Below are 17,604 nucleotides of genomic sequence, written 5' to 3' on the forward strand. Positions count from 1 at the left end.
CCCGGCGCGGAGCGTCAGTCGCGGAAGGCGAGCCCCTCGCCCGCGAACGGTGCGAGCGCCTCGCGGGCCGCGGCGTCGAGCCGCACCGGGCGCCCGCTCACGGCGTCCACCATGACGATCACGGTGCGCGCCCGCGCGTACGGCGCGGCGCCGTCGGGGTCGTCGGCGGTGAGCACGAGGTAGTCCACCGTGAGGCTCGCCCCGCCGATCCGCGAGATCCACAGCCGCACCACGGCGCCGTCGCGGCGGTGGCCGAGCTGGCGGGCGTACTCCACCCGCTGGGAGGCGATGACCGTGCTCACCGGTGCGCCGGCGCCCGAGACGGGCAGCGCGGCCGGGGGCGCCTCGGCGCCGAGGGCGATCTGGTCCTCCGGCACCTGCCAGAACGCCGCGATGCGGGCCTCCTCGAGCAGCCGCAGCATCGCGGCGTTGTTCACATGCCCGTAGGCGTCGAGGTCGGTCCAGCGAACGGGGATGGTGAGGTCGAGATGCATGGGAGCCATCGTAGGCGGCTGCGACCAGTACGATTCCCCGCATGAGCACCCCGGACCCGTCCCCCGCCACGATCGCCCAGGGACTCCTGGACCTCCTGGACCTGCGCCCCGCGGAGCTCGACGAGCGCACCGCGACCCCGTCGACCGTCGCCGCCTTCGAGGGCGGCTCGAACCCGCAGCCGGGCGGTCACGTGTTCGGCGGCCAGGTCATGGGGCAGGCGGTCACGGCGGTGGGCCGCACGGTCCCCGAGGGACGCCGCATCCACTCGATGTACTCCTACTTCCTCGCCCCCGGCGACCCCGAGCACCCGATCCGCTTCCAGGTCGAGAACCTCCGCGACGGCGGCTCCTTCTCCGTGCGGCGCGTGCTCGCCACCCAGCCCGGCCGGCAGGACGGCGAGGAGGAGCGGACGATCCTCGCGATGACCGCTTCCTTCCAGGAGGACCAGGACGGTCTCGAGCACTCCGAGCGCGCCCCCGAGGCCCCCTCCCCCGACGGCCTGCCCACCACGGCCGACGTGCTCGCGGGCATCGACCACCCCGTCGCCCGCTACTGGGCGACCCAGCGCCCCATCGACATCCGCCACGTCACGGACCCGATCTACCTGGGCCCGGACCCGCGCGGCGCGGGCGACCCGCACACGACGGACACGCAGATGGTGTGGATGCGCACCCTCGCCCCGGTGCCGGCGACCCCGCTGCTGCACGACGCGATCCTCGCCTTCGCGAGCGACTACACGCCCTTCGAGCCGATCCTGCGCCGGCAGGGCCTGAGCTGGGTGACGCCGGGCCTGCGGATGGCGACGATCAACCACGCCATCTGGTGGCACCGCCACGTGCGGGCCGACGAGTGGCTGCTGTACGTGCAGCGCTCCCCGAGCGCCTCGGGCGGCCGCGGGCTGACCCACGGGCAGGTGTTCGACCGCGAGGGCGATCTCGTGGCGACCGTGACCCAGGAGGGCATGATCCGAGTCAAGCAGCGGCCCTGACATGACCCGACCCGACCTGATCTGATCTGGTCTGACCGGATCCGACCGCCGTCCCGGCCGGCTCCCGGGGGATGCCGGCTCAGCCCTGGCCGACGGCCTCCGTCGCGGCCTTCTGCGCCTTCGGGAGCGCCTCCGCGGCGGTCGCCTCGCCGGTGAAGATCGTCGCGATGATCTCGAGCGCGGCGCCGGTGCCGTCCGCCGAGCGCACGCCGACCTCCGGGGTCGCGATCGCATCGGGGAGCTCCGCGATCTCGGAGACGTCGACCTTCAGCTCCGCCCAAGCGTCGGACCAGGCCGAGCGCAGGTCGCGGTGCGCAGGCACCCCGAGGCGCGCCTCGACGAGGGGCCGCTGGGCGTCCGCGCCCCCGAGGAACCGCAGCAGCTTCGCGATCGCGGCGGTGCGGTCGTCGTCCTTCGTGGCCGCGCCGACCGCCGCGACCGTGTGCACGAGCGGCCGGGCGCCGTCGGTGCCGGCGACGACCTCGTGCACCGTCCACCCGAAGGTGCCCTGGACGCCGTCGCTCACGGCCGCGAGATCGTAGGTGCCGGTCTGCAGCAGGGCCAGGCGGCCCTGGGTGAAGAGGTCGCGGCAGAAGGCGGTGTCCGTCGTCGTCTCCGCGCCCGCGGGGGCGAGACCGTCCGCAGCCATGTCGGCGAGGTACTGCACGACGGCGACGCCCTCGTCGGAGGCGAAGTCGAAGGCCTCGTCCTCGTCCTGCCAGGTGCCGCCGGCACCCGCGAGGAACGGTCCGAGCACGCCGCTGCGGTCCGGCTGGGCGCTGAAGCCGATCCGACCGGAGCCGCCGCCGTCGTCGCTCGCCCCGCCCCCGGCGACGGCCCGGGCGGCGTCGCGCAGCGAGTCGCTCTTCGCCCCGGGATCCGCCTCGAGCTCGGCCGGGTCCGCGCCCGTCGGGTCCAGGAGATCGCGGTTGGCGATCAGGACGCTGCGGTCGTAGAGCTGCGGGACGCCCCAGAGCGTGTCCGCCCGGCGGTACTGGTCCGTCGCGGCGGTCTCCCAGGAGGAGACGTCCTTGCCGACGACCGCGCCGACGTCCACGAGCGACTCGGCGTCGACGAGCTGGGCGAGGTTCGCGGTGTTCATCCACAGCACGTCCGGCAGGGAGCCGGCCGCGGCGTCGAGCGGCACCTGCTTCCAGTACTCGTCCCAGGCGAGCACCTCGACCTCCACCTCGAGGCCCGTGTCCTCCGTGAAGGCGGCGAGCGCCGTGCGATAGGCGGAGGCGGCGGCGTCGTCCCAGACCCGCATGCGCAGGGCGTCGCCGTCGGCGAGCTCCGCGGACTCCTCGGGCTTCGAGCAGGCGGAGAGGACGCCCGCCCCGGCCACCCCTGTCGCAGCGGCGGCGGTGTGCAGGAGCTGGCGGCGGGTGAGCACGGGGCGGGGTCCTTCCGTCGGGGTGCTGCGGCGGCTCAGGCGGTGGCGACCAGCCCGAGCTCGGCCCGGGAGGCGAGCACCGGATGCTGCGGCGTGGCGCGCACGGTGCATCCGATCTCACCGGGGACCGTGAGCGCGAAGCGGGCGGCCCAGCGGCCGTCCTCCCCACGCCGCAGCGGGATGAGCTGTCCGCCGATGATCTCACCCTTCTCGTCCACCGGGCCCAGCACGGCCTCGACGAGCAGGTCCTGCTCCTCGAGCCCGCCGCGCTGCACCTCCGCGGAGAGCCTCACCTCGCCGCCGGTCGCGACCCGGCCGCCCTCGACGCCCTCAAGCCGCACGTCCTGCACCGCGACCTGCGACCACGCGGCGCCCACGCGCTCCTTCCAGGCGGTGAAGGAGGAGGCGGTCGAGGGGTCCTGCGCGAAGCGCGCGGCGGCCCGGGCCGCCGGCGTGTAGAGATCGGTCACGTAGTCGCGCACCATGCGCGCCGCGGTGATCTGCGGCGCGATCCGCACGAGCGAGGTGCGCACCGTCTCCATCCAGCCGTGCTGGAGTCCGCGCTCGTCCCGCTCGTGGAACAGCGGGACGATCCGGTTCTCGAGGATCTCGTAGAGCGCGTTCGCCTCGAGGCGGTCGCGCTCGTGCTGGTCGGCGACCTGGGCGGTGGGGATGGTCCAGCCGGCCTCGTCGTCCTTCATCTCGTCCCACCAGCCGTCGGAGACGGAGAAGGTGAGCCCGCCGTTGAGGACGGCCTTCATACCGGAGGTGCCGGAGGCCTCCTCGGGGCGGATCGGGTTGTTCAGCCAGACGTCGGCGCCCGCGATGAGCACGGAGGCCATGCGGATGTCGTAATCCGGCAGGAACACGATCCGGTGGCGCACGCCGGCCTCGTCGGCGAAGCGCACGAGCTGCTGGAGGAACTCCTTGCCGGGGCGGTCCGCCGGGTGGGACTTCCCGGCGATGACGAACTGCACGGGCCGCTCGGGGTCCAGCAGGATGCGGCGCAGGCGCTCGGGGTCCGAGAGCATGAGCGTCAGGCGCTTGTAGGTGGACACCCGGCGGGCGAAGCCGATGGTGAGCGCCTGCGGGTCGAGGATGTGCTCGGTCCAGTCGAGCTCCGCCTCGTCTGCGCCGCGGCGCAGCCAGGCCCGCTTCACGTGCTTGCGGGCCATGTCCACGAGGTCGCTGCGGAGGCGGTCCCGGGCGCCGGTGAGCTCGTGGTCGGTGAGGGCGGCGAGCGCGCTCCAGTCGGAGAGCGCGGAGACGTCCACGTCGCCGAGGGCCTTCTTGTAGAGGTCGTCCATCACCGGGGAGGTCCAGGTGCGGCGGTGCACGCCGTTGGTGACCGAGGTGATCGGCACCTCGGGGACGTCGAAGCCGGGGTAGAGCTCCTGGAACATCGCCCGGGAGACGGCGCCGTGGAGTTTCGCGACGCCGTTCGCGCGCTGCGCGATGCGGAAGCCGAGGTGCGCCATGTTGAACACCTCGCCGCCCTCCTCGGTGCCGAGCGCGAGCGCGGCCTCGACGGGCAGCGCGGGGATCAGCCGGGAGAGGCCGGACTCGTCGGCGTCGAGGTAGCGGCGCAGCTCATCCGTGTCGAAGCGGTCGATGCCCGCGGGCACCGGGGTGTGGGTGGTGAAGACCGTGCCGGCGCGCACCTCGGCGTGGGCCTCGGCGAAGGAGGCGCCGCCCTGCATGAGCGTGCCCACGCGCTCGAGGCCGGAGAAGCCGGCATGGCCCTCGTTGAGATGGAAGACGGTGGGCGCAGGGGCGCCGGTGAGGCGCGAGTAGGCCTCGACGGCGCGCACGCCGCCGATCCCGAGCACGATCTCCTGCACGATCCGGTGCTCGTGGTCGCCGCCGTAGAGGCGGTCGGTGATGGCCCGCAGGTCCTCGTCGTTCGACGCGACGTTCGTGTCCAGGAGCAGCAGCGGCACACGGCCCACCTGCGCCACCCACACGGCGATGGCGACCTCGCGGCCGCCGGGGAGGGTGACGGAGACGGTGAGCTGCTCACCGTCCTCGCCGCGCACCTCCTGCACGGGCAGGGAGGCGGGGTCGTTGAGCTTGTACTCCTCCTGCTGCCAGCCCTCGCGGTCCAGCGACTGCGAGAAGTAGCCCCACTGGTAGAGCAGGCCGATCGCGGTGAGCGGCACGCCGAGGTCCGAGGCGGACTTCAGGTGGTCACCGGCGAGGATGCCGAGACCGCCGGAGTAGATCGGCAGGGTCGGGGTGATGCCGAACTCCATGGAGAAGTAGGCGACGGAGGTCGGCGCGCCGGCGCCGCCGCCCGTGCTGCCCGCGGTGCGCTGGAACCAGCGGCCCGAGTCGAGGTAGGTGCGCAGGTCGCCGATCTCTCCGCGCATGCGGGAGAGGAAGGACTCGTCCCGGGCGGCCTCGGCGAGGCGCGAGGCGGGGACGGTGGGGAGCATGGCGATCGGGTTGCCGTCGCTCGCGGCGAAGGCCGCCGGGTCGAGCGTGCGGAAGAGGTCCGCGGTCTGGCGGCGCCAGGTCCAGCGGAGGTTCATGGCGAGCTCCCGCAGCGGCGAGAGGGCGGCGGGCAGGTCCGAGGACACCGTGATCGTCGAGATCGGCTTCATGGCACCACGATACCCGAGGGGACGCCGATTCTTGCGTCTCTGCCGCAAGCCCCTGACCTGGCACTTCACCCCGAAGCTCGGAGGTTCCCCCCGGTTTCTGCAAGTTCTTTCAGCCTGCGGGCACGGTCGACGGCGACGGCCCCGCCGCGGCCGGCCGGAGCCGGTCGCGACGGGGCCGCGTCAGGTCGGGAGGGTCGCCGGGGCGGTCATGCCCCGGCACCCGCTCAGTCGCGGGTGAGGCGACGGTGCGTCACGCGGTGGGGACGCGCCGCGTCCTCGCCCAGGCGCTCGACCTTGTTCTTCTCGTACGCCTCGAAGTTGCCCTCGTACCAGTACCAGTTCGACGGGTTCTCCTCGGTGCCCTCGTAGGCCAGGATGTGCGTCGCGACCCGGTCCAGGAACCAGCGGTCGTGGGAGACGACGACGGCGCAGCCGGGGAACTCGAGCAGCGCGTTCTCGAGCGAGCCGAGGGTCTGCACGTCGAGGTCGTTCGTCGGCTCGTCGAGCAGGAGGACGTTGCCGCCCTGCTTGAGGGTGAGCGCGAGGTTCAGGCGGTTCCGCTCGCCGCCGGAGAGCACGCCGGCCTTCTTCTGCTGGTCCGGGCCCTTGAAGCCGAACTGGCTGACGTAGGCGCGCGAGGGGATCTCGACCTTGCCGACCTGGATGAAGTCGAGCCCGTCGGAGACGACCTCCCAGAGGTTCTTCTCCGGATCGATGTTCTCGCGGTTCTGGTCGACGTAGCTGATCTGGACGCTCTGGCCCACCTTCAGCTCGCCGCCGTCGAGCTCCTCGAGCCCCACGATCGTCTTGAACAGCGTCGTCTTGCCGACGCCGTTCGGGCCGATGACGCCGACGATGCCGTTGGGCGGCAGGGAGAACGAGAGGCCGTCGATGAGCACGCGCTCCCCGAAGCCCTTCTTGAGGTCCTTGCCGTCGATGACCTGGTTGCCGAGCCGCGGGCCCGGCGGGATGGTGATCTCCTCGAAGTCGAGCTTGCGGGTGCGCTCGGCCTCCGCGGCCATCTCCTCGTAGCGGGCCAGTCGCGCCTTGGACTTCGCCTGGCGACCCTTGGCCGAGGAGCGCACCCACTCGAGCTCCTCCTTGAGGCGCTTGGCGAGCTTCGCGTCCTTCTTGCCCTGGACGGCGAGGCGCTCCTCCTTCTTCTCCAGGTAGGTGGAGTAGTTGCCCTCGTAGGGGTAGAGGTGGCCGCGGTCGACCTCGGCGATCCACTGGGCCACGTGGTCCAGGAAGTACCGGTCGTGGGTCACGGCGATGACGGCGCCCTCGTACTGCTGGAGGTGCTGCTCGAGCCAGAGCACGCTCTCCGCGTCGAGGTGGTTGGTGGGCTCGTCGAGGAGGAGCAGATCCGGCTTCTCCAGGAGGAGCTTGCACAGCGCCACGCGGCGGCGCTCACCGCCGGAGAGATGGGTGACCTGCTCGTCGCCGGGCGGGCAGCGCAGGGCGTCCATCGCCTGCTCGAGCTGGGAGTCGAGGTCCCAGCCGTTCGCCGCGTCGATCTCGGTCTGGAGCTTCCCCATCTCCTCCATGAGCGCGTCGAAGTCCGCGTCCGGCAGGGCCATCTCCTCGCCGATGGCGTTGAAGCGCTGCACCTTGCGGTAGAGGTCGCCCATGCCCTCCTGGACGTTCTCCAGGACGGTCTTGGTCTCGTCCAGCGGCGGCTCCTGGAGCAGGATGCCGACGCTGTAGCCGGGGCTGAGGCGGGCCTCGCCGTTGGAGGGCTGGTCGAGACCGGCCATGATCTTGAGGATCGTCGACTTGCCGGCGCCGTTGGGGCCCACCATGCCGATCTTGGCGCCGGGGTAGAAGCTCATGGTGACGTCATCGAGGATGACCTTGTCTCCCACGGCCTTCCGGGCCTTGTACATCGTGTAGATGAACTCTGCCACCTGAGGTTCCTTCTCGAAGAGGGGTCGGGGGTCCGCACCGGCGCGCCACAGCGGGGCGCCGCACGGGACGGGCGATCCCCGACTCTACCCGGAGCCCGTCCCCGGCTCACCCAGACCGCCCGCAGCAGCGGGGAGGGTCGTGTCAGTCCAGCGGGATGCCGCGCTCGGCGAGCACGCGCCGCGCCTGGACCGCGCCATGCTCGACGCCCTCGGGGCGGGGGTCGCCGTTGCGCGGCCACAGGTGCGCGTCGATGCCGAGGGCGCGGGCCGCCTCGACGTTGTCCTCGCGGTCGTCGAAGAACACGACGTCCCCGGGCCGCGCCACCCCGCCGTTCTCGTGCGCGAGCACCTCGAGCAGGATCTCGTAGATCTCGCGCTCGGGCTTGACGACCTTCTCCTCCCCCGAGATCACGGCGAAGGAGAAGGCCTCGAACCAGTCGGTGCGGCGCACGGCCTCGCCGAAGCCCACCGAGGCGTTGGAGAGCAGCACGAGGCGCACCTCGTTGCGGGCGAGGTCGTGCAGGAGCGCGCGGGACTCGGGGTTCAGGCGCAGGAAGTAGCGGTCGTCGGCCGCCTGCAGCTCGGCGACCTCCTCGGCGCTCAGGGTCTCGATCCCGCTCGCGGCGGCCACGCTCCCCCAGTAGGTCGCGGCGTCGACGGTGCCGCGGTCGTAGTCGGGGCGGTGGGACCAGAGGGACTCGCCGAGGGTCGCGGCGTCGCCGCCGAGCAGCTCGTGCAGGTCCGGCACGGGGTCGTGCCCCGCGCTCAGCACACCGCCGAAGTCGAGCACGACGGTGGGGCGGGCGGGGGTGCGGCGCTTGCGGGCCATGGGTGTCCTCCTCAGGAGCTGCAGGTGGGCAGGTCGTCGGTGCTGCCGGTGGAGCCGATCGTCTCGACCGCGTGTCGGGCCTCCTCGAAGGTGGAGACCTTGACGACGGCGAGGCCGTCGGGGACGTGTCCCGTGACCTCGTCGCAGTTCTCCGCCGGGGCGAGGAAGTAGTCGGCGCCGGCGTCCCGGGCGCCGACCATCTTCTGGCGGATCCCGCCGATCGCGCCGACGGCGCCCTCCGCGTCGATCGTGCCGGTGCCCGCGATGTCCTTGCCGCCGGTGAGCGCGCCGGGGGTGAGCTCGTCGTACACCGAGAGCGCGAACATGGTGCCGGCGCTGGGACCGCCGACGTCGCCGACGGAGATGCCGACGTCGATCGGGAAGTCGTGGCCGGCGCCGAGGACGATGCCCATGCGGGGCTTCCCGTCGGCCTGCTCGGTGGGCACCTGGAGCGTCTGCTCCTCCCCCTCGCGCTCGACGGTCATCTCGACGTCCTGGCCGGCGGGCGTCGCGGCGGCGAGCGCCTGGAAGCCCGCGGTGTCCGAGGCGGACTCCCCGTTGATGCGGAGCACGCGGTCGCCGGGCTCGAGGACGCCGTCCGCGGGGGCGCCCGTCTCGACGCCGGCGACGATGACCGTGTCCTCGTAGGGGATGTCGAGCTCGTCGAGGGCCACGGCGACGGCGTCCTGCTGGGAGGTGCTCATCTGCACGGAGGTCTCGAGGCTGCTCTCCTCGGCGCTCTGGTCCTCGGGGTAGAGCAGCTCGCGCGGCAGCACCGAGCGGGTGCCGTCGAACCAGGCGACGAGGACCTCCGCGGCGGTGACCCGGTAGCCGGGGCCGCCGTCGACGGAGACCGTGGTCATCATGAGCTCGCCGTCGGTGGGATAGGTGGGGTGCTCGTCGCCGCCGTCGATCGTGAGGATCTTCTCGTCCTCGTAGTCGCCGAGGACGTCGATCGCCGGGCCCGGGCTCTCGATGACGTACGGGACCGGCAGCAGCGAGGCCCCCAGGATCATGACGCACAGGGAGGCGAGGCTCACCCCTGCCAGGACCGGGCGGTGCAGGGTGGAGGGGGCGGGAGAGCTCACCGGGACATTGTGCCGCACCGCGCGCACACCACCCCCAGGCTGTGCTCGGTACGCTGGGCGGCGACGAACCTCTGGAGGTGGCGATGAGCCAGAACCCGATGCCGGGAGGGTCCGGCGACATGGACGAGGAAGCCCTGAAGCGCCTGCTGAAGGAGACCTTCGGCGACGCGCTGCCGGAGGGCGCGCTGGACGGCCTCGACCTCGGCGCGATCGCGGCGCAGGCGAACCTGCCGCAGGACCCGGCGCAGCTGCGCGCCGCCGCGGCGCAGATGCAGCAGATGTTCATGGGCTCCGGGGAGGGCCCCGTGAACTGGACGATGGCGGAGGACCTCGCGCGGCGCGCCGCGGTGGGCTCTCTCCAGATCCCCGGAGCGCCCGGGGCTCCCGCGCCCACGGGCTCGCCGGGGGATCCCGATCCCACCCCCGCCCAGGTGCAGGAGCTGCGGGAGGCCGCGCAGGTGGCACGGCTGTGGCTGGACCCCGTGCTCGCGATCGACGTGCCCGCAGCGGAGCTCGCCGTGTTCAGCCGCGGCACCTGGCTGCATCGCACGCTCCCCCGCTGGCGCTCCCTCGTGGAGCCCGTCGCGGCGTACATGGCCGGGGCGATCGGCGAGGCGATCGCCGCGCAGACCGCCCAGATGGGCGAGGCGGTGCTGCCGGGCGGCGCGGATCCGGCCGGGATGATGGAGCGGATCGGCGGAACGCTCTTCGCCGTCCAGTACGGCCAGGCGATCGGCACCCTCGCCCGTGAGGCGATGGGCACCACCGATCTCTCGCTGCCGCTGGGCCGCGACGGCGAGCCGGCCCTCGTGGCCGCGAACGTCGCCGATCTCGTGGACGAGAACTCGCTGGACGCGCCCGCGGCACGGATCTTCCTCGCCGCCCGGGAGATCGCGCACACGGCCCTGTTCGCGGCCGCCCCCTGGCTCGGGAAGGCGCTGTTCTCCGCGATCGACGACTACGCCCGCGGGATCACCCTGGACCTCGACGCGCTCGACGAGGCGGTGCGGGAGCTCGACCTCTCCGACCCCGAGTCGCTGCAGTCCCGGCGCCCCGAGGACCTCTTCGTCTTCACCCGCCGGGCCGCCCAGGAGCGAGCGCTCGAGGAGCTCGCGACGACCCTCGCGCTCATCGAGGCGTGGGTCGACCACGTGACCTCCCGCGCGCTCGAGGGCAAGCTGCCCCAGCTGGACGCGCTGCGCGAGGTCCTGCGGCGCCGCCGTGCCTCCGGCTCCCCGGCCGAGCAGATGCTCGCGAGCACCGTCGGCATCGAGCTGCGTCCCCGCCGCGTGCGCGAGGCGCTCAGCTGGTGGGAGAGCGTCCTCGCGACGGAGGGCATCGAGGGCCGTGAGGCGAAGTGGGCGCACCCGGACCTGCTGCCGGGCTCCGAGGTGCTCTCCGGGACGCCGCAGGCGCCGCGGCCGGCCCCCGAGGGCGCCGGCGACGGCGCGGAGGCCGTGGAGCTGCCCGCGGACTTCGACGCGGAGCTCGAGAAGCTGCTGCGCGAGGAGGAGGGCGGCACCGACGCCTCCGGCGATGGGCGCTGAGCCGGCGCCCGCCGGCCCGAGCAGCGTCGACGGCCTGCGGGACCGGGCGCTCCTCGAGCTCGCGGCGGCCCGTGACGCGGGCATCGACGGCGCGGCCGACTATCTCTCGGTGCTCCGCGCCGAGCCCGATGCCCTGTGGCGCGACGGCGGCCCGCGGCACCTGACCGCGAGCGCCGTGGTGATCGACGCGCCGGCGGAGCACGTGGCGCTCGTCTGGCATCGCAAGGGCCGCTTCTGGGTGCAGCCCGGCGGTCACCTCGAGGCGGGCGACCCCTCCCTCGAGGCCGCCGCGCGGCGCGAGGTCGCCGAGGAGATCGGCCTGGACGATCTGGAGCGCGTGGGCCCCGGGCCCGCGGTGCTGCACCGCCATGCGCTCTCGGCCGCCTTCGGGAGCTGCCGGGAGCACTGGGACGTGCAGCACCTCTTCCGCGCCGCAGCGCCCGCGGCGGAGCTGACCCTGCGTCCGAGCGACGAGTCGCCGGAGGTGCGCTGGGTGCCCTGGCCGCTGCTCAGCACCGGCCCCGAGCGCTCAGTGGCGGAGCTCCCCGAGGGGACCGTCGAGGACATGCCGGAGAAGCTCGCGGCGATCGCGCGCTACCTCTCGACGTCGTCCTGATCGGGGTCCCCGAGACCCTGCTCCCCGCCGGCCTCGTCGAGCGCCCAGGCGTAGCCGCGCAGGAAGCCGTCCGCCCGCTCGGCGAGCGGGTAGCGGTGCAGGAGCGCCTGGAAGGCGGGGCCGTGCCCCGGCTCCAGGAGATGCACGAGCTCGTGCATGACCACGGCCCGCACCACCCAGTCCGGCATGCCCTGGAGACGGTCGGAGAGACGGATCGTCCCCGTTGAGGGGGTGCAGGATCCCCAGCGCTGGTTCTGCCGCGAGGTCCACGTGATCGAGCGCGGACGGGCGCGCCCTTCCAGGTGGTTGGCCGAGAGCTCCCGCGCGAGCGCGACGAGGTCCTCGTCACTGCGGGCTCTGGGGGCATGGGCCTCCATCTTCGCCCCGTACCGCACCAGCAGCCCCTCGACCGCCTCCCGCTCCTGGGCCGCGCTGTAGGTGGACGGGATCGCGACGACGAGGCGACCCTCGCGCAGGCGGATCTCGACGCTGCGCCGGCGCTGCGCCGAGCGGCGCACCCAGACCTCCTCCCCGCGCGGTCCGCGGGCGTCGACGCGGTACGGGGCAGGGACGGCGGAGGCGCGACGGGGCATGGCGCACAGCCTGTCACGTGAGTGTGGGATCTTTTCTCCGTCCACAGCTGTGCGCTCGAGATCTGCAGGTCACAGGCTTTTCCAGGGGATATCCCGCCTCTCCTCCACAGCAGGCGCACCACCGCCCACGTGTCGTCCACAGCCCGTGGGCACTTGTCCACAATCCATCCCCGACGCAGCTTTGACCGACGGCGCCCGGTGGGGATACGTTCAGCAGGACGTGGGGCCCCGGGATAACTAGCAGGACGCACACGGGGAAGGTGCGCGTGGTGCTGAGCGCCCCCGGGGCCCCACGGCTCGAAGGGCCGATGTCGGCCTCCTTCGGACCCGACGCGGGCCCGTCGCACGCACTTCCTCCGCTCCTCCGGGAGCCCCTTGAACCCGAAGCGTGCGACGGGCCGCCCCACGGAGCGTTACAGTGAACGGCCGGCGGTCCCCTTCAGCGGATCGCCTCCACCGAATCACCGATTTCAAGGAGCGGGTATGGCCGACGAGACCTACGCCGGAGAGTTCTACTGCGTCAAGTGCCGGGAGAAGCGAGAGGCCGAGGGCAACGTCGTCGTCTCCAACGGTCGGCGCATGGCGAAGGCCGTGTGCCCCGTGTGCGGCACCAAGCTGAACCGGATCCTCGGCAAGGCCTGATCGCGACCACGACGCCGGACGGGGCGGGACACCAGCTGGTGTCCCGCCCCGTCGGTGCTCTCGGGCGGTGTGCCACGACATCCGCGACGTCGGAGGCGTCGGGGGTCGGTGCGCGCGCGCGGTCGGTGCGTCGCGCGCATCGGCTCAGGCGGCGTTCTTGCGGGGACGCCCACGGCCGCGCTTGACGGCGATGATGCGGCCCGCGTCGAAGATGGCCCCGCCCCAGACGCCCCAGGGCTCGGAGCGCTCGAGAGCGCCGCGACGGCACTCCTCGAGGAGCGGGCAGCCGGTGCACAGGACCTTCGCCTGCTCGAGATCGGCGGGCCGCTCCGAGAAGAAGAGGTCGGCCGCCTCCGGCTCATGGCAGGGCAGGAGATCCGCTGCGAGAGCGGTCGGGAACGGGAATGCGGTGGTGAAGGTGGAGGAGGTCATCGTCTCGCTGCTTCAGGAATCGTCGTGGGGAGCCGGTGGGCTCCGAGGGGCGGCGGTGGTGGCGGCCCCGGCAGCGAGAGAGCGTTCTCGTCAGCTGCGCGTGGGCACCACGGGGGAGAGCGTGCGCAGGCGGGCAGTGCCGCCGGTGGGCACGGAGCTTCCTCCGATGAGATCTGCATAATCGATCACGACGACACCTCCTTCTCTCTCTGCGCGCGGCCCGGTCTCCCGGTTCACGACGATCAACGATGGACGACGGCGAGTCTACACACCCCGCAGGACGGGGCCAATCTTTTTTTGACCTGGGTTTTCGTCCGTCTGCGGCAGCCCGTCAGCGCATGTCAGCGCATGTCAGCGCATGTCATCGAGGACGGCCAGGATGGCCTCCCCGTGGCGCTGGATCGCCGTCGCCCCGAGCCCCGGCACGGCCAGCAGCTCACGGGCGGTGCGGGGGTTCCGCTCGGCGATCGCCTCGAGCGCGGCGTCGGTGAGCACCGCGAAGGGCGGGCTGCCCTGCTCCCGTGCCCGCTGCGCGCGCCACGTGCGGAGCGCGTCGCGCACCTTCTCCCCCGCGCCGGCGGGGCAGCCGCCGTGGCGGCCCACCCGCTGCTCGCGTGCGGAGACCAGCGCCTCGCCGCACACCGTGCACTCGCTGTACACGGTCGCGCCGCGGCGCCCCGTGCGGCGCGCGGTCGCCCCTCCCCCGCCCGCTGGCTCCGCGGGGGCGGCGATGATGCCGTCGAGGAAGCGTGAGGGCTTGCGGGACCCGCGGGCCCCCGGCGTGCGCGCGGCGGCCCAGCTGATCGTCAGGAGGTCGCGGGCGCGGGTGAGCGCCACGTAGAAGAGCCGTCGCTCCTCCTCGATCTCCATCGCCGTGCGGGCCATGGAGATCGGCAGCAGGCCGTCGCTCGCCCCGACCAGGTGCACGACCGGCCACTCCAGGCCCTTCGCCGCGTGCACGGAGGCGAGGGTGACGCCGTCGACCACCGGCGCGGACTGCGCCTCGGCCCGCTCCTCGAGCTCCCGGACCACCTCGGGCAGCCCGGCGCCGGGCCGGGCGAGGACGGTGTCCGCGAGGCCGACGAGCGCCTGCAGGGAGTCCCAGCGCTCGCGGAGCGCCCCCGTCCCCTCGGGCGGGTTCGGGGACCAGCCCAGCTGGGTGAGCACGTCCCGCACCGCGCGATCCGGCTCGAGCTGCTCGACGCGGGTCGCGGCCCGCAGGGTGACCATCGCGCGCCGCACCTCCTGCCGGTCGAAGAACCGGTCGCCGCCGCGCACGAGGTAGCCGATGCCGCGCGCGGTGAGCGCCTGCTCGAGGGCCTCGGACTGGCTGTTGGTGCGGAAGAGCACCGCCATGTCGGAGGCGCTGCGCCCCTCCTCGATCAGCTCCGCGATGCGTGCCGCCGTGCCCTGCGCCTCGGCGTCGTCGTCCGCGAAGTGCTCGACCACCGGCGGGGGGCCGGCGGGCCGCTGCGCGACGAGGGTCAGCCGGGAGGCGCGGGTGCGGCCGCGCGCCCCGTCGAGCACCGTGTTCGCGACCCGCACGATCTGCGGGGTCGAGCGGTAGTTGCGCTCGAGGCGGATGGTGCGGGCGCGCGGGAACTCCTTGCCGAAGTCCAGCAGGAACGAGGCGCGCGCCCCGGCGAACGTGTAGATCGTCTGCGCGGCGTCGCCCACCACGCAGAGGTCGTCGGAGCTGCCGAGCCACAGCCGCAGCAGCGCGTGCTGGAGCGTCGAGACGTCCTGGTACTCGTCGACGACGAGATGGCGGTACTGGGAGCGCACCTCGCGGGCGACGTCGGCCCGCTCGGTGAGGAAGCCGACCATGTGCAGCAGGACGTCCTCGAAGTCGAGCACGCCGCGCTCCTTCTTCACCTCCTCGTACTGGGTGAGGATGCGGGAGATCGAGCGGGAGTCGAAGCCGGCGACCCCGGGCCGCTGGGCGGCCTCCGCGGCGGCCGGGTAGGACTCGGGGGTCAGCATCGACACGCGGGACCACTCGACCTCGGCGACGATGTCGCGCAGCGCCGCGCGGTCCACGCTCATGTGCAGGCGCTGGCAGGCCTCGCCGATGCCCGCGTACTTCTGCGGCATGAGCTCCGGCATGGGGCCGCCCACCACGCGCGGCCAGAAGTGGCGCAGCTGGCGCAGCGCCGCCGAGTGGAAGGTGCGGGCCTGCACGGCGGGGACGCCGAGGTCGCGCAGCCGCGAGCGCATCTCCGCGGCGGCCTTCGCGGTGAAGGTCACGGCGAGCACGTGCTTGGGGTCCATGCGGCCGGTCGCGACGCCGTGGGCGATGCGGTGCGTGATCGCACGGGTCTTGCCCGTGCCGGCGCCGGCGAGCACGCACAGCGGCGCGCCGAAGCTCGTGGCGACCTCTCGCTGCTCGGGGTCCAGCGCCTCCAGGAGCTGCTCGGCGGTGGGAGGGGTGGTCTCGTCCATCAGGCGCGCGGGTCCTCCGCCTCGTCCAGCCAGTCGTCGATGAGGGCGCGGCCCAGGGACGCCGTGCCGGGGATGCCCACGGAGCCGTCCTCGACCGCGGCGCGCAGCTCCTCCCGGGTGAACCAGCGGGCCTCGGCGATCTCGCCGTCGGCCAGGGTGAGGGTGTCCGTGCCGCGGATCCAGGCGCGGTAGCCGAGCATGAGCGAGCGGGGGAAGGGCCAGGGCTGGCTGCCCACGTACTGCACCTCGGCGACGTCGAGCCCGACCTCCTCGGCGACCTCGCGCGCGACCGCGCCCTCGAGCGTCTCCCCCGGCTCGACGAAGCCGGCGAGCACGGAGTGGAAGCCCGTGGGGAAGTGGGCGTTGCGGGCGAGCAGCAGGCGGCCGGCGCCGTCGCGGACGGACATGATCACGGCGGGATCGGTGCGCGGGAAGTGCTCGCTGCCGTCCTCCGTGCAGCGCAGCACCCAGCCGCCCATCTCCGCGGAGAGCAGCGCCCCGCACAGCGGGCAGTGGCGCATGGAGCGGTGCCAGGCACCCATCGAGGTCGCGGCGAGGGCGAGATCGGCGTCGTCCTCGGCGAGATCGGAGGCGACGTGACGGAGGTCGCGGAGATCACGGCCGGGGTCGTCGAGCTCGGGGCTCGGCTCGGCGATCTCGACGCCCAGCACGCGCCGGCCGTCACGGCGACCCAGCAGCACGAGCGGCTGGACGGTGCCGCCGCGGGGGTCGTCGGTCTCGAGCACGACGTGCAGCAGGCCGTCCTCGTCCTCGCTCATCGCGGCCGCTCCGGCACGGGTCACGACGTAGCGCGCGTCCTCCCCCGGCTCGAGGATCGAGGGGTCCGAGCGCTCGAGCGCGCTGCGGTCGGGGTCCAGGAGGGTGAGGGGTGTGCGCAGGTGCGGTCCACGGAGCGTCGGCATGGCCTCGAGCCTACGCGGACCACGGAGGCCGGGCGGGTACGGTGGACGAGTGCATCGCAACTCCTTCTCCCTGGCCGCCCTCGCCGCTGCTGCGGTCCCGGGCCTGGTGCCCGCGCTGACCACGCCGATCGCCACGCCCGCCGAGGAGCTCGACGTCGCGGGCGTCGTCGGTGAGGACTCCCAGCGCGTGGTGGTCCGCTCCCCGGCGTCGACCGCCGCAGGGGTGCGACTGGACCGCGATCTCACCGTCGCGGACGCCCTGACCGGCACCCCCCTGCGCGGCGTCGTCCCGCCCGTGCTCGGTTTCGTCAAGCTCGCCGAGGGCGGCCGCGCCGCGGTGAGCGCCGCCCCCGCCGGGCACCCGCTCATGCTCGACGAGCTGCAGGACTCCCCCGGCCTCGCCCGTTCCCTGGGCCAGGTGCTCGCCCGCATCCACACCGTGCCCCGCTACGCGGCGGAGGCGGCCGGGGTCGAGAGCTTCACCGCGGCCGCCCTGCTCTCCGAGCACGCGGACCGCGTGCGCCGCGCCCGTGAGGGCGGCCACCTCCCCGCCGCGGTCTCCCAGCGCTGGGAGTCCCTGCTGGCCGACGCCGACCTGTGGGACTTCACGCCCCAGTTCATCCACGCGGACCTCTCCGAGGAGTCGCTGTTCGCCGCGGAGGACCGCATCAGCGCCGTGCTCTCGTGGCACGGGGCGAAGGTCGCCGATCCCGCCACGGATCTCGCCTGGCTCATCTCCTCCCTCGACACCGAGCGCTTCGACGAGCTGTACGCCGCCTACCGCGAGGAGCTCCCCACCGAGGTGCACCCGCGCCTGGTCGAGCGCGCGCAGGCGATCGGCGAGTTCGCCGTGTGCGAGTGGCTCCTGCACGGGCTGGACACCGAGGACCAGGAGATCGTCCAGGACGCCCGGGTCATGATCTCCGACCTCGACCACGACCTCGCGCAGCTCGCGCGCGAGGAGGCGGAGCGCACCTACGAGGAGCTCCACGCCGATCGGCGCGAGCCCGTCGCCGCGGGCCAGGACCCCGCGCCCGAGCAGCGGTCCGCCGCCCCCGAGGACGTCGAGCACCCCGGGACCTCCGAGCGTCCCGGGCACTGACCGG

At 73.4% G+C, this 17,604-nt stretch carries 15 protein-coding genes; 5 read left to right on the forward strand and 10 right to left on the reverse strand.

The window, feature by feature from the left end:
• Nucleotides 1-14 precede the first annotated feature (14 nt).
• Entirely contained in the window at nucleotides 15-494 is a 480-nt protein-coding gene (locus ABD080_RS00995; RefSeq protein WP_343903348.1) for an acyl-CoA thioesterase, read from the reverse strand.
• A 41-nt stretch (nucleotides 495-535) separates the two neighbouring features.
• On the opposite strand from ABD080_RS00995, the gene ABD080_RS01000 reads away from it, so the two are divergent.
• The gene (locus ABD080_RS01000; protein ID WP_343903349.1) at nucleotides 536-1,483 is read left to right on the forward strand and encodes an acyl-CoA thioesterase; all 948 of its coding nucleotides are present in this window, start codon (nucleotides 536-538) and stop codon (nucleotides 1,481-1,483) included.
• A gap of 79 nt (nucleotides 1,484-1,562) precedes the next feature.
• Here ABD080_RS01000 and ABD080_RS01005 read toward each other — a convergent pair whose 3' ends face one another.
• The 5 genes from ABD080_RS01005 to ABD080_RS01025 all read right to left on the reverse strand — a co-directional run bounded on the left by ABD080_RS01005 (nucleotide 1,563) and on the right by ABD080_RS01025 (nucleotide 9,303).
• On the reverse strand, nucleotides 1,563-2,876 hold the full coding sequence (locus ABD080_RS01005) for an extracellular solute-binding protein (protein WP_343903350.1): 1,314 nt from the start codon (nucleotides 2,874-2,876) through the stop codon (nucleotides 1,563-1,565).
• A 35-nt stretch (nucleotides 2,877-2,911) separates the two neighbouring features.
• Nucleotides 2,912-5,479 carry an alpha-glucan family phosphorylase gene (gene glgP / locus ABD080_RS01010; RefSeq protein ID WP_343903351.1) on the reverse strand — a complete coding sequence of 856 codons (2,568 nt, stop codon included), beginning with the start codon at nucleotides 5,477-5,479 and terminating at the stop codon, nucleotides 2,912-2,914.
• 224 nt (nucleotides 5,480-5,703) lie between these two features.
• Nucleotides 5,704-7,386 carry an energy-dependent translational throttle protein EttA gene (gene ettA / locus ABD080_RS01015; protein WP_137771166.1) on the reverse strand — a complete coding sequence of 561 codons (1,683 nt, stop codon included), beginning with the start codon at nucleotides 7,384-7,386 and terminating at the stop codon, nucleotides 5,704-5,706.
• Between the two features lie 142 nt (nucleotides 7,387-7,528).
• A complete protein-coding gene (locus ABD080_RS01020) occupies nucleotides 7,529-8,215 on the reverse strand; it encodes an HAD family hydrolase (protein WP_343903352.1) in 687 nt (228 codons plus the stop codon).
• An 11-nt stretch (nucleotides 8,216-8,226) separates the two neighbouring features.
• A complete protein-coding gene (locus ABD080_RS01025) occupies nucleotides 8,227-9,303 on the reverse strand; it encodes a YlbL family protein (RefSeq protein WP_240811135.1) in 1,077 nt (358 codons plus the stop codon).
• Nucleotides 9,304-9,386: 83 nt separating this feature from the next.
• Here ABD080_RS01025 and ABD080_RS01030 point away from each other — a divergent pair, with 83 nt between their 5' ends.
• Both ABD080_RS01030 and ABD080_RS01035 read left to right on the forward strand, forming a co-directional pair.
• Complete coding sequence (locus ABD080_RS01030; protein ID WP_343903354.1) at nucleotides 9,387-10,850, forward strand: zinc-dependent metalloprotease; 1,464 nt, start codon at nucleotides 9,387-9,389, stop codon at nucleotides 10,848-10,850.
• Nucleotides 10,840-11,466: an NUDIX hydrolase gene (locus tag ABD080_RS01035; protein WP_137771169.1), complete on the forward strand. Its 627-nt coding sequence runs from the start codon at nucleotides 10,840-10,842 to the stop codon at nucleotides 11,464-11,466. The genes ABD080_RS01030 and ABD080_RS01035 overlap by 11 nt, the downstream gene beginning before the upstream one ends.
• Here the strand turns inward: ABD080_RS01035 and ABD080_RS01040 are convergent.
• Nucleotides 11,445-12,059 carry a M48 family metallopeptidase gene (locus tag ABD080_RS01040; RefSeq protein ID WP_343903355.1) on the reverse strand — a complete coding sequence of 205 codons (615 nt, stop codon included), beginning with the start codon at nucleotides 12,057-12,059 and terminating at the stop codon, nucleotides 11,445-11,447. The two genes, ABD080_RS01035 and ABD080_RS01040, sit on opposite strands and share 22 nt — an antisense overlap.
• Before the next feature lie 483 nt (nucleotides 12,060-12,542).
• Between ABD080_RS01040 and ABD080_RS01045 the strand changes: the two genes are divergently transcribed.
• Nucleotides 12,543-12,701 (forward strand): DUF5679 domain-containing protein, encoded by a 159-nt coding sequence (locus tag ABD080_RS01045; protein ID WP_137771171.1) that lies wholly within the window; start codon nucleotides 12,543-12,545, stop codon nucleotides 12,699-12,701.
• 144 nt (nucleotides 12,702-12,845) lie between these two features.
• Here the strand turns inward: ABD080_RS01045 and ABD080_RS01050 are convergent, their stop codons facing one another.
• The 3 genes from ABD080_RS01050 to nudC form a co-directional block, all read right to left on the reverse strand.
• Nucleotides 12,846-13,133, reverse strand: coding sequence for a WhiB family transcriptional regulator (locus tag ABD080_RS01050; protein ID WP_137771172.1), 288 nt, complete (start codon nucleotides 13,131-13,133; stop codon nucleotides 12,846-12,848).
• A 351-nt stretch (nucleotides 13,134-13,484) separates the two neighbouring features.
• Entirely contained in the window at nucleotides 13,485-15,575 is a 2,091-nt protein-coding gene (locus tag ABD080_RS01055) for an ATP-dependent DNA helicase UvrD2 (protein WP_137771173.1), read from the reverse strand.
• Nucleotides 15,575-16,498 carry an NAD(+) diphosphatase gene (gene nudC / locus ABD080_RS01060; RefSeq protein ID WP_137771174.1) on the reverse strand — a complete coding sequence of 308 codons (924 nt, stop codon included), beginning with the start codon at nucleotides 16,496-16,498 and terminating at the stop codon, nucleotides 15,575-15,577. The genes ABD080_RS01055 and nudC overlap by 1 nt, the downstream gene beginning before the upstream one ends.
• 49 nt (nucleotides 16,499-16,547) lie before the next feature.
• Here nudC and ABD080_RS01065 point away from each other — a divergent pair, with 49 nt between their 5' ends.
• Nucleotides 16,548-17,600 (forward strand): phosphotransferase, encoded by a 1,053-nt coding sequence (locus tag ABD080_RS01065; protein WP_137771175.1) that lies wholly within the window; start codon nucleotides 16,548-16,550, stop codon nucleotides 17,598-17,600.
• Nucleotides 17,601-17,604 lie beyond the last annotated feature (4 nt).

Origin of the sequence: Brachybacterium rhamnosum, assembly GCF_039526185.1 — a bacterium.
Classification (GTDB): domain Bacteria; phylum Actinomycetota; class Actinomycetes; order Actinomycetales; family Dermabacteraceae; genus Brachybacterium; species Brachybacterium rhamnosum.

Coding starts and splice junctions, on each gene's coding strand:
- ABD080_RS00995 (WP_343903348.1), bottom strand. CDS start 494: ATGCATCTCGACCTCACCATCCCCGTTCGCTGGACCGACCTCGACGCC.
- ABD080_RS01000 (WP_343903349.1), top strand. CDS start 536: ATGAGCACCCCGGACCCGTCCCCCGCCACGATCGCCCAGGGACTCCTG.
- glgP (WP_343903351.1), bottom strand. CDS start 5,479: ATGAAGCCGATCTCGACGATCACGGTGTCCTCGGACCTGCCCGCCGCC.
- ABD080_RS01020 (WP_343903352.1), bottom strand. CDS start 8,215: ATGGCCCGCAAGCGCCGCACCCCCGCCCGCCCCACCGTCGTGCTCGAC.
- ABD080_RS01030 (WP_343903354.1), top strand. CDS start 9,387: ATGAGCCAGAACCCGATGCCGGGAGGGTCCGGCGACATGGACGAGGAA.
- ABD080_RS01035 (WP_137771169.1), top strand. CDS start 10,840: ATGGGCGCTGAGCCGGCGCCCGCCGGCCCGAGCAGCGTCGACGGCCTG.
- ABD080_RS01040 (WP_343903355.1), bottom strand. CDS start 12,059: ATGCCCCGTCGCGCCTCCGCCGTCCCTGCCCCGTACCGCGTCGACGCC.
- ABD080_RS01045 (WP_137771171.1), top strand. CDS start 12,543: ATGGCCGACGAGACCTACGCCGGAGAGTTCTACTGCGTCAAGTGCCGG.
- ABD080_RS01050 (WP_137771172.1), bottom strand. CDS start 13,133: ATGACCTCCTCCACCTTCACCACCGCATTCCCGTTCCCGACCGCTCTC.
- ABD080_RS01055 (WP_137771173.1), bottom strand. CDS start 15,575: ATGGACGAGACCACCCCTCCCACCGCCGAGCAGCTCCTGGAGGCGCTG.
- nudC (WP_137771174.1), bottom strand. CDS start 16,498: ATGCCGACGCTCCGTGGACCGCACCTGCGCACACCCCTCACCCTCCTG.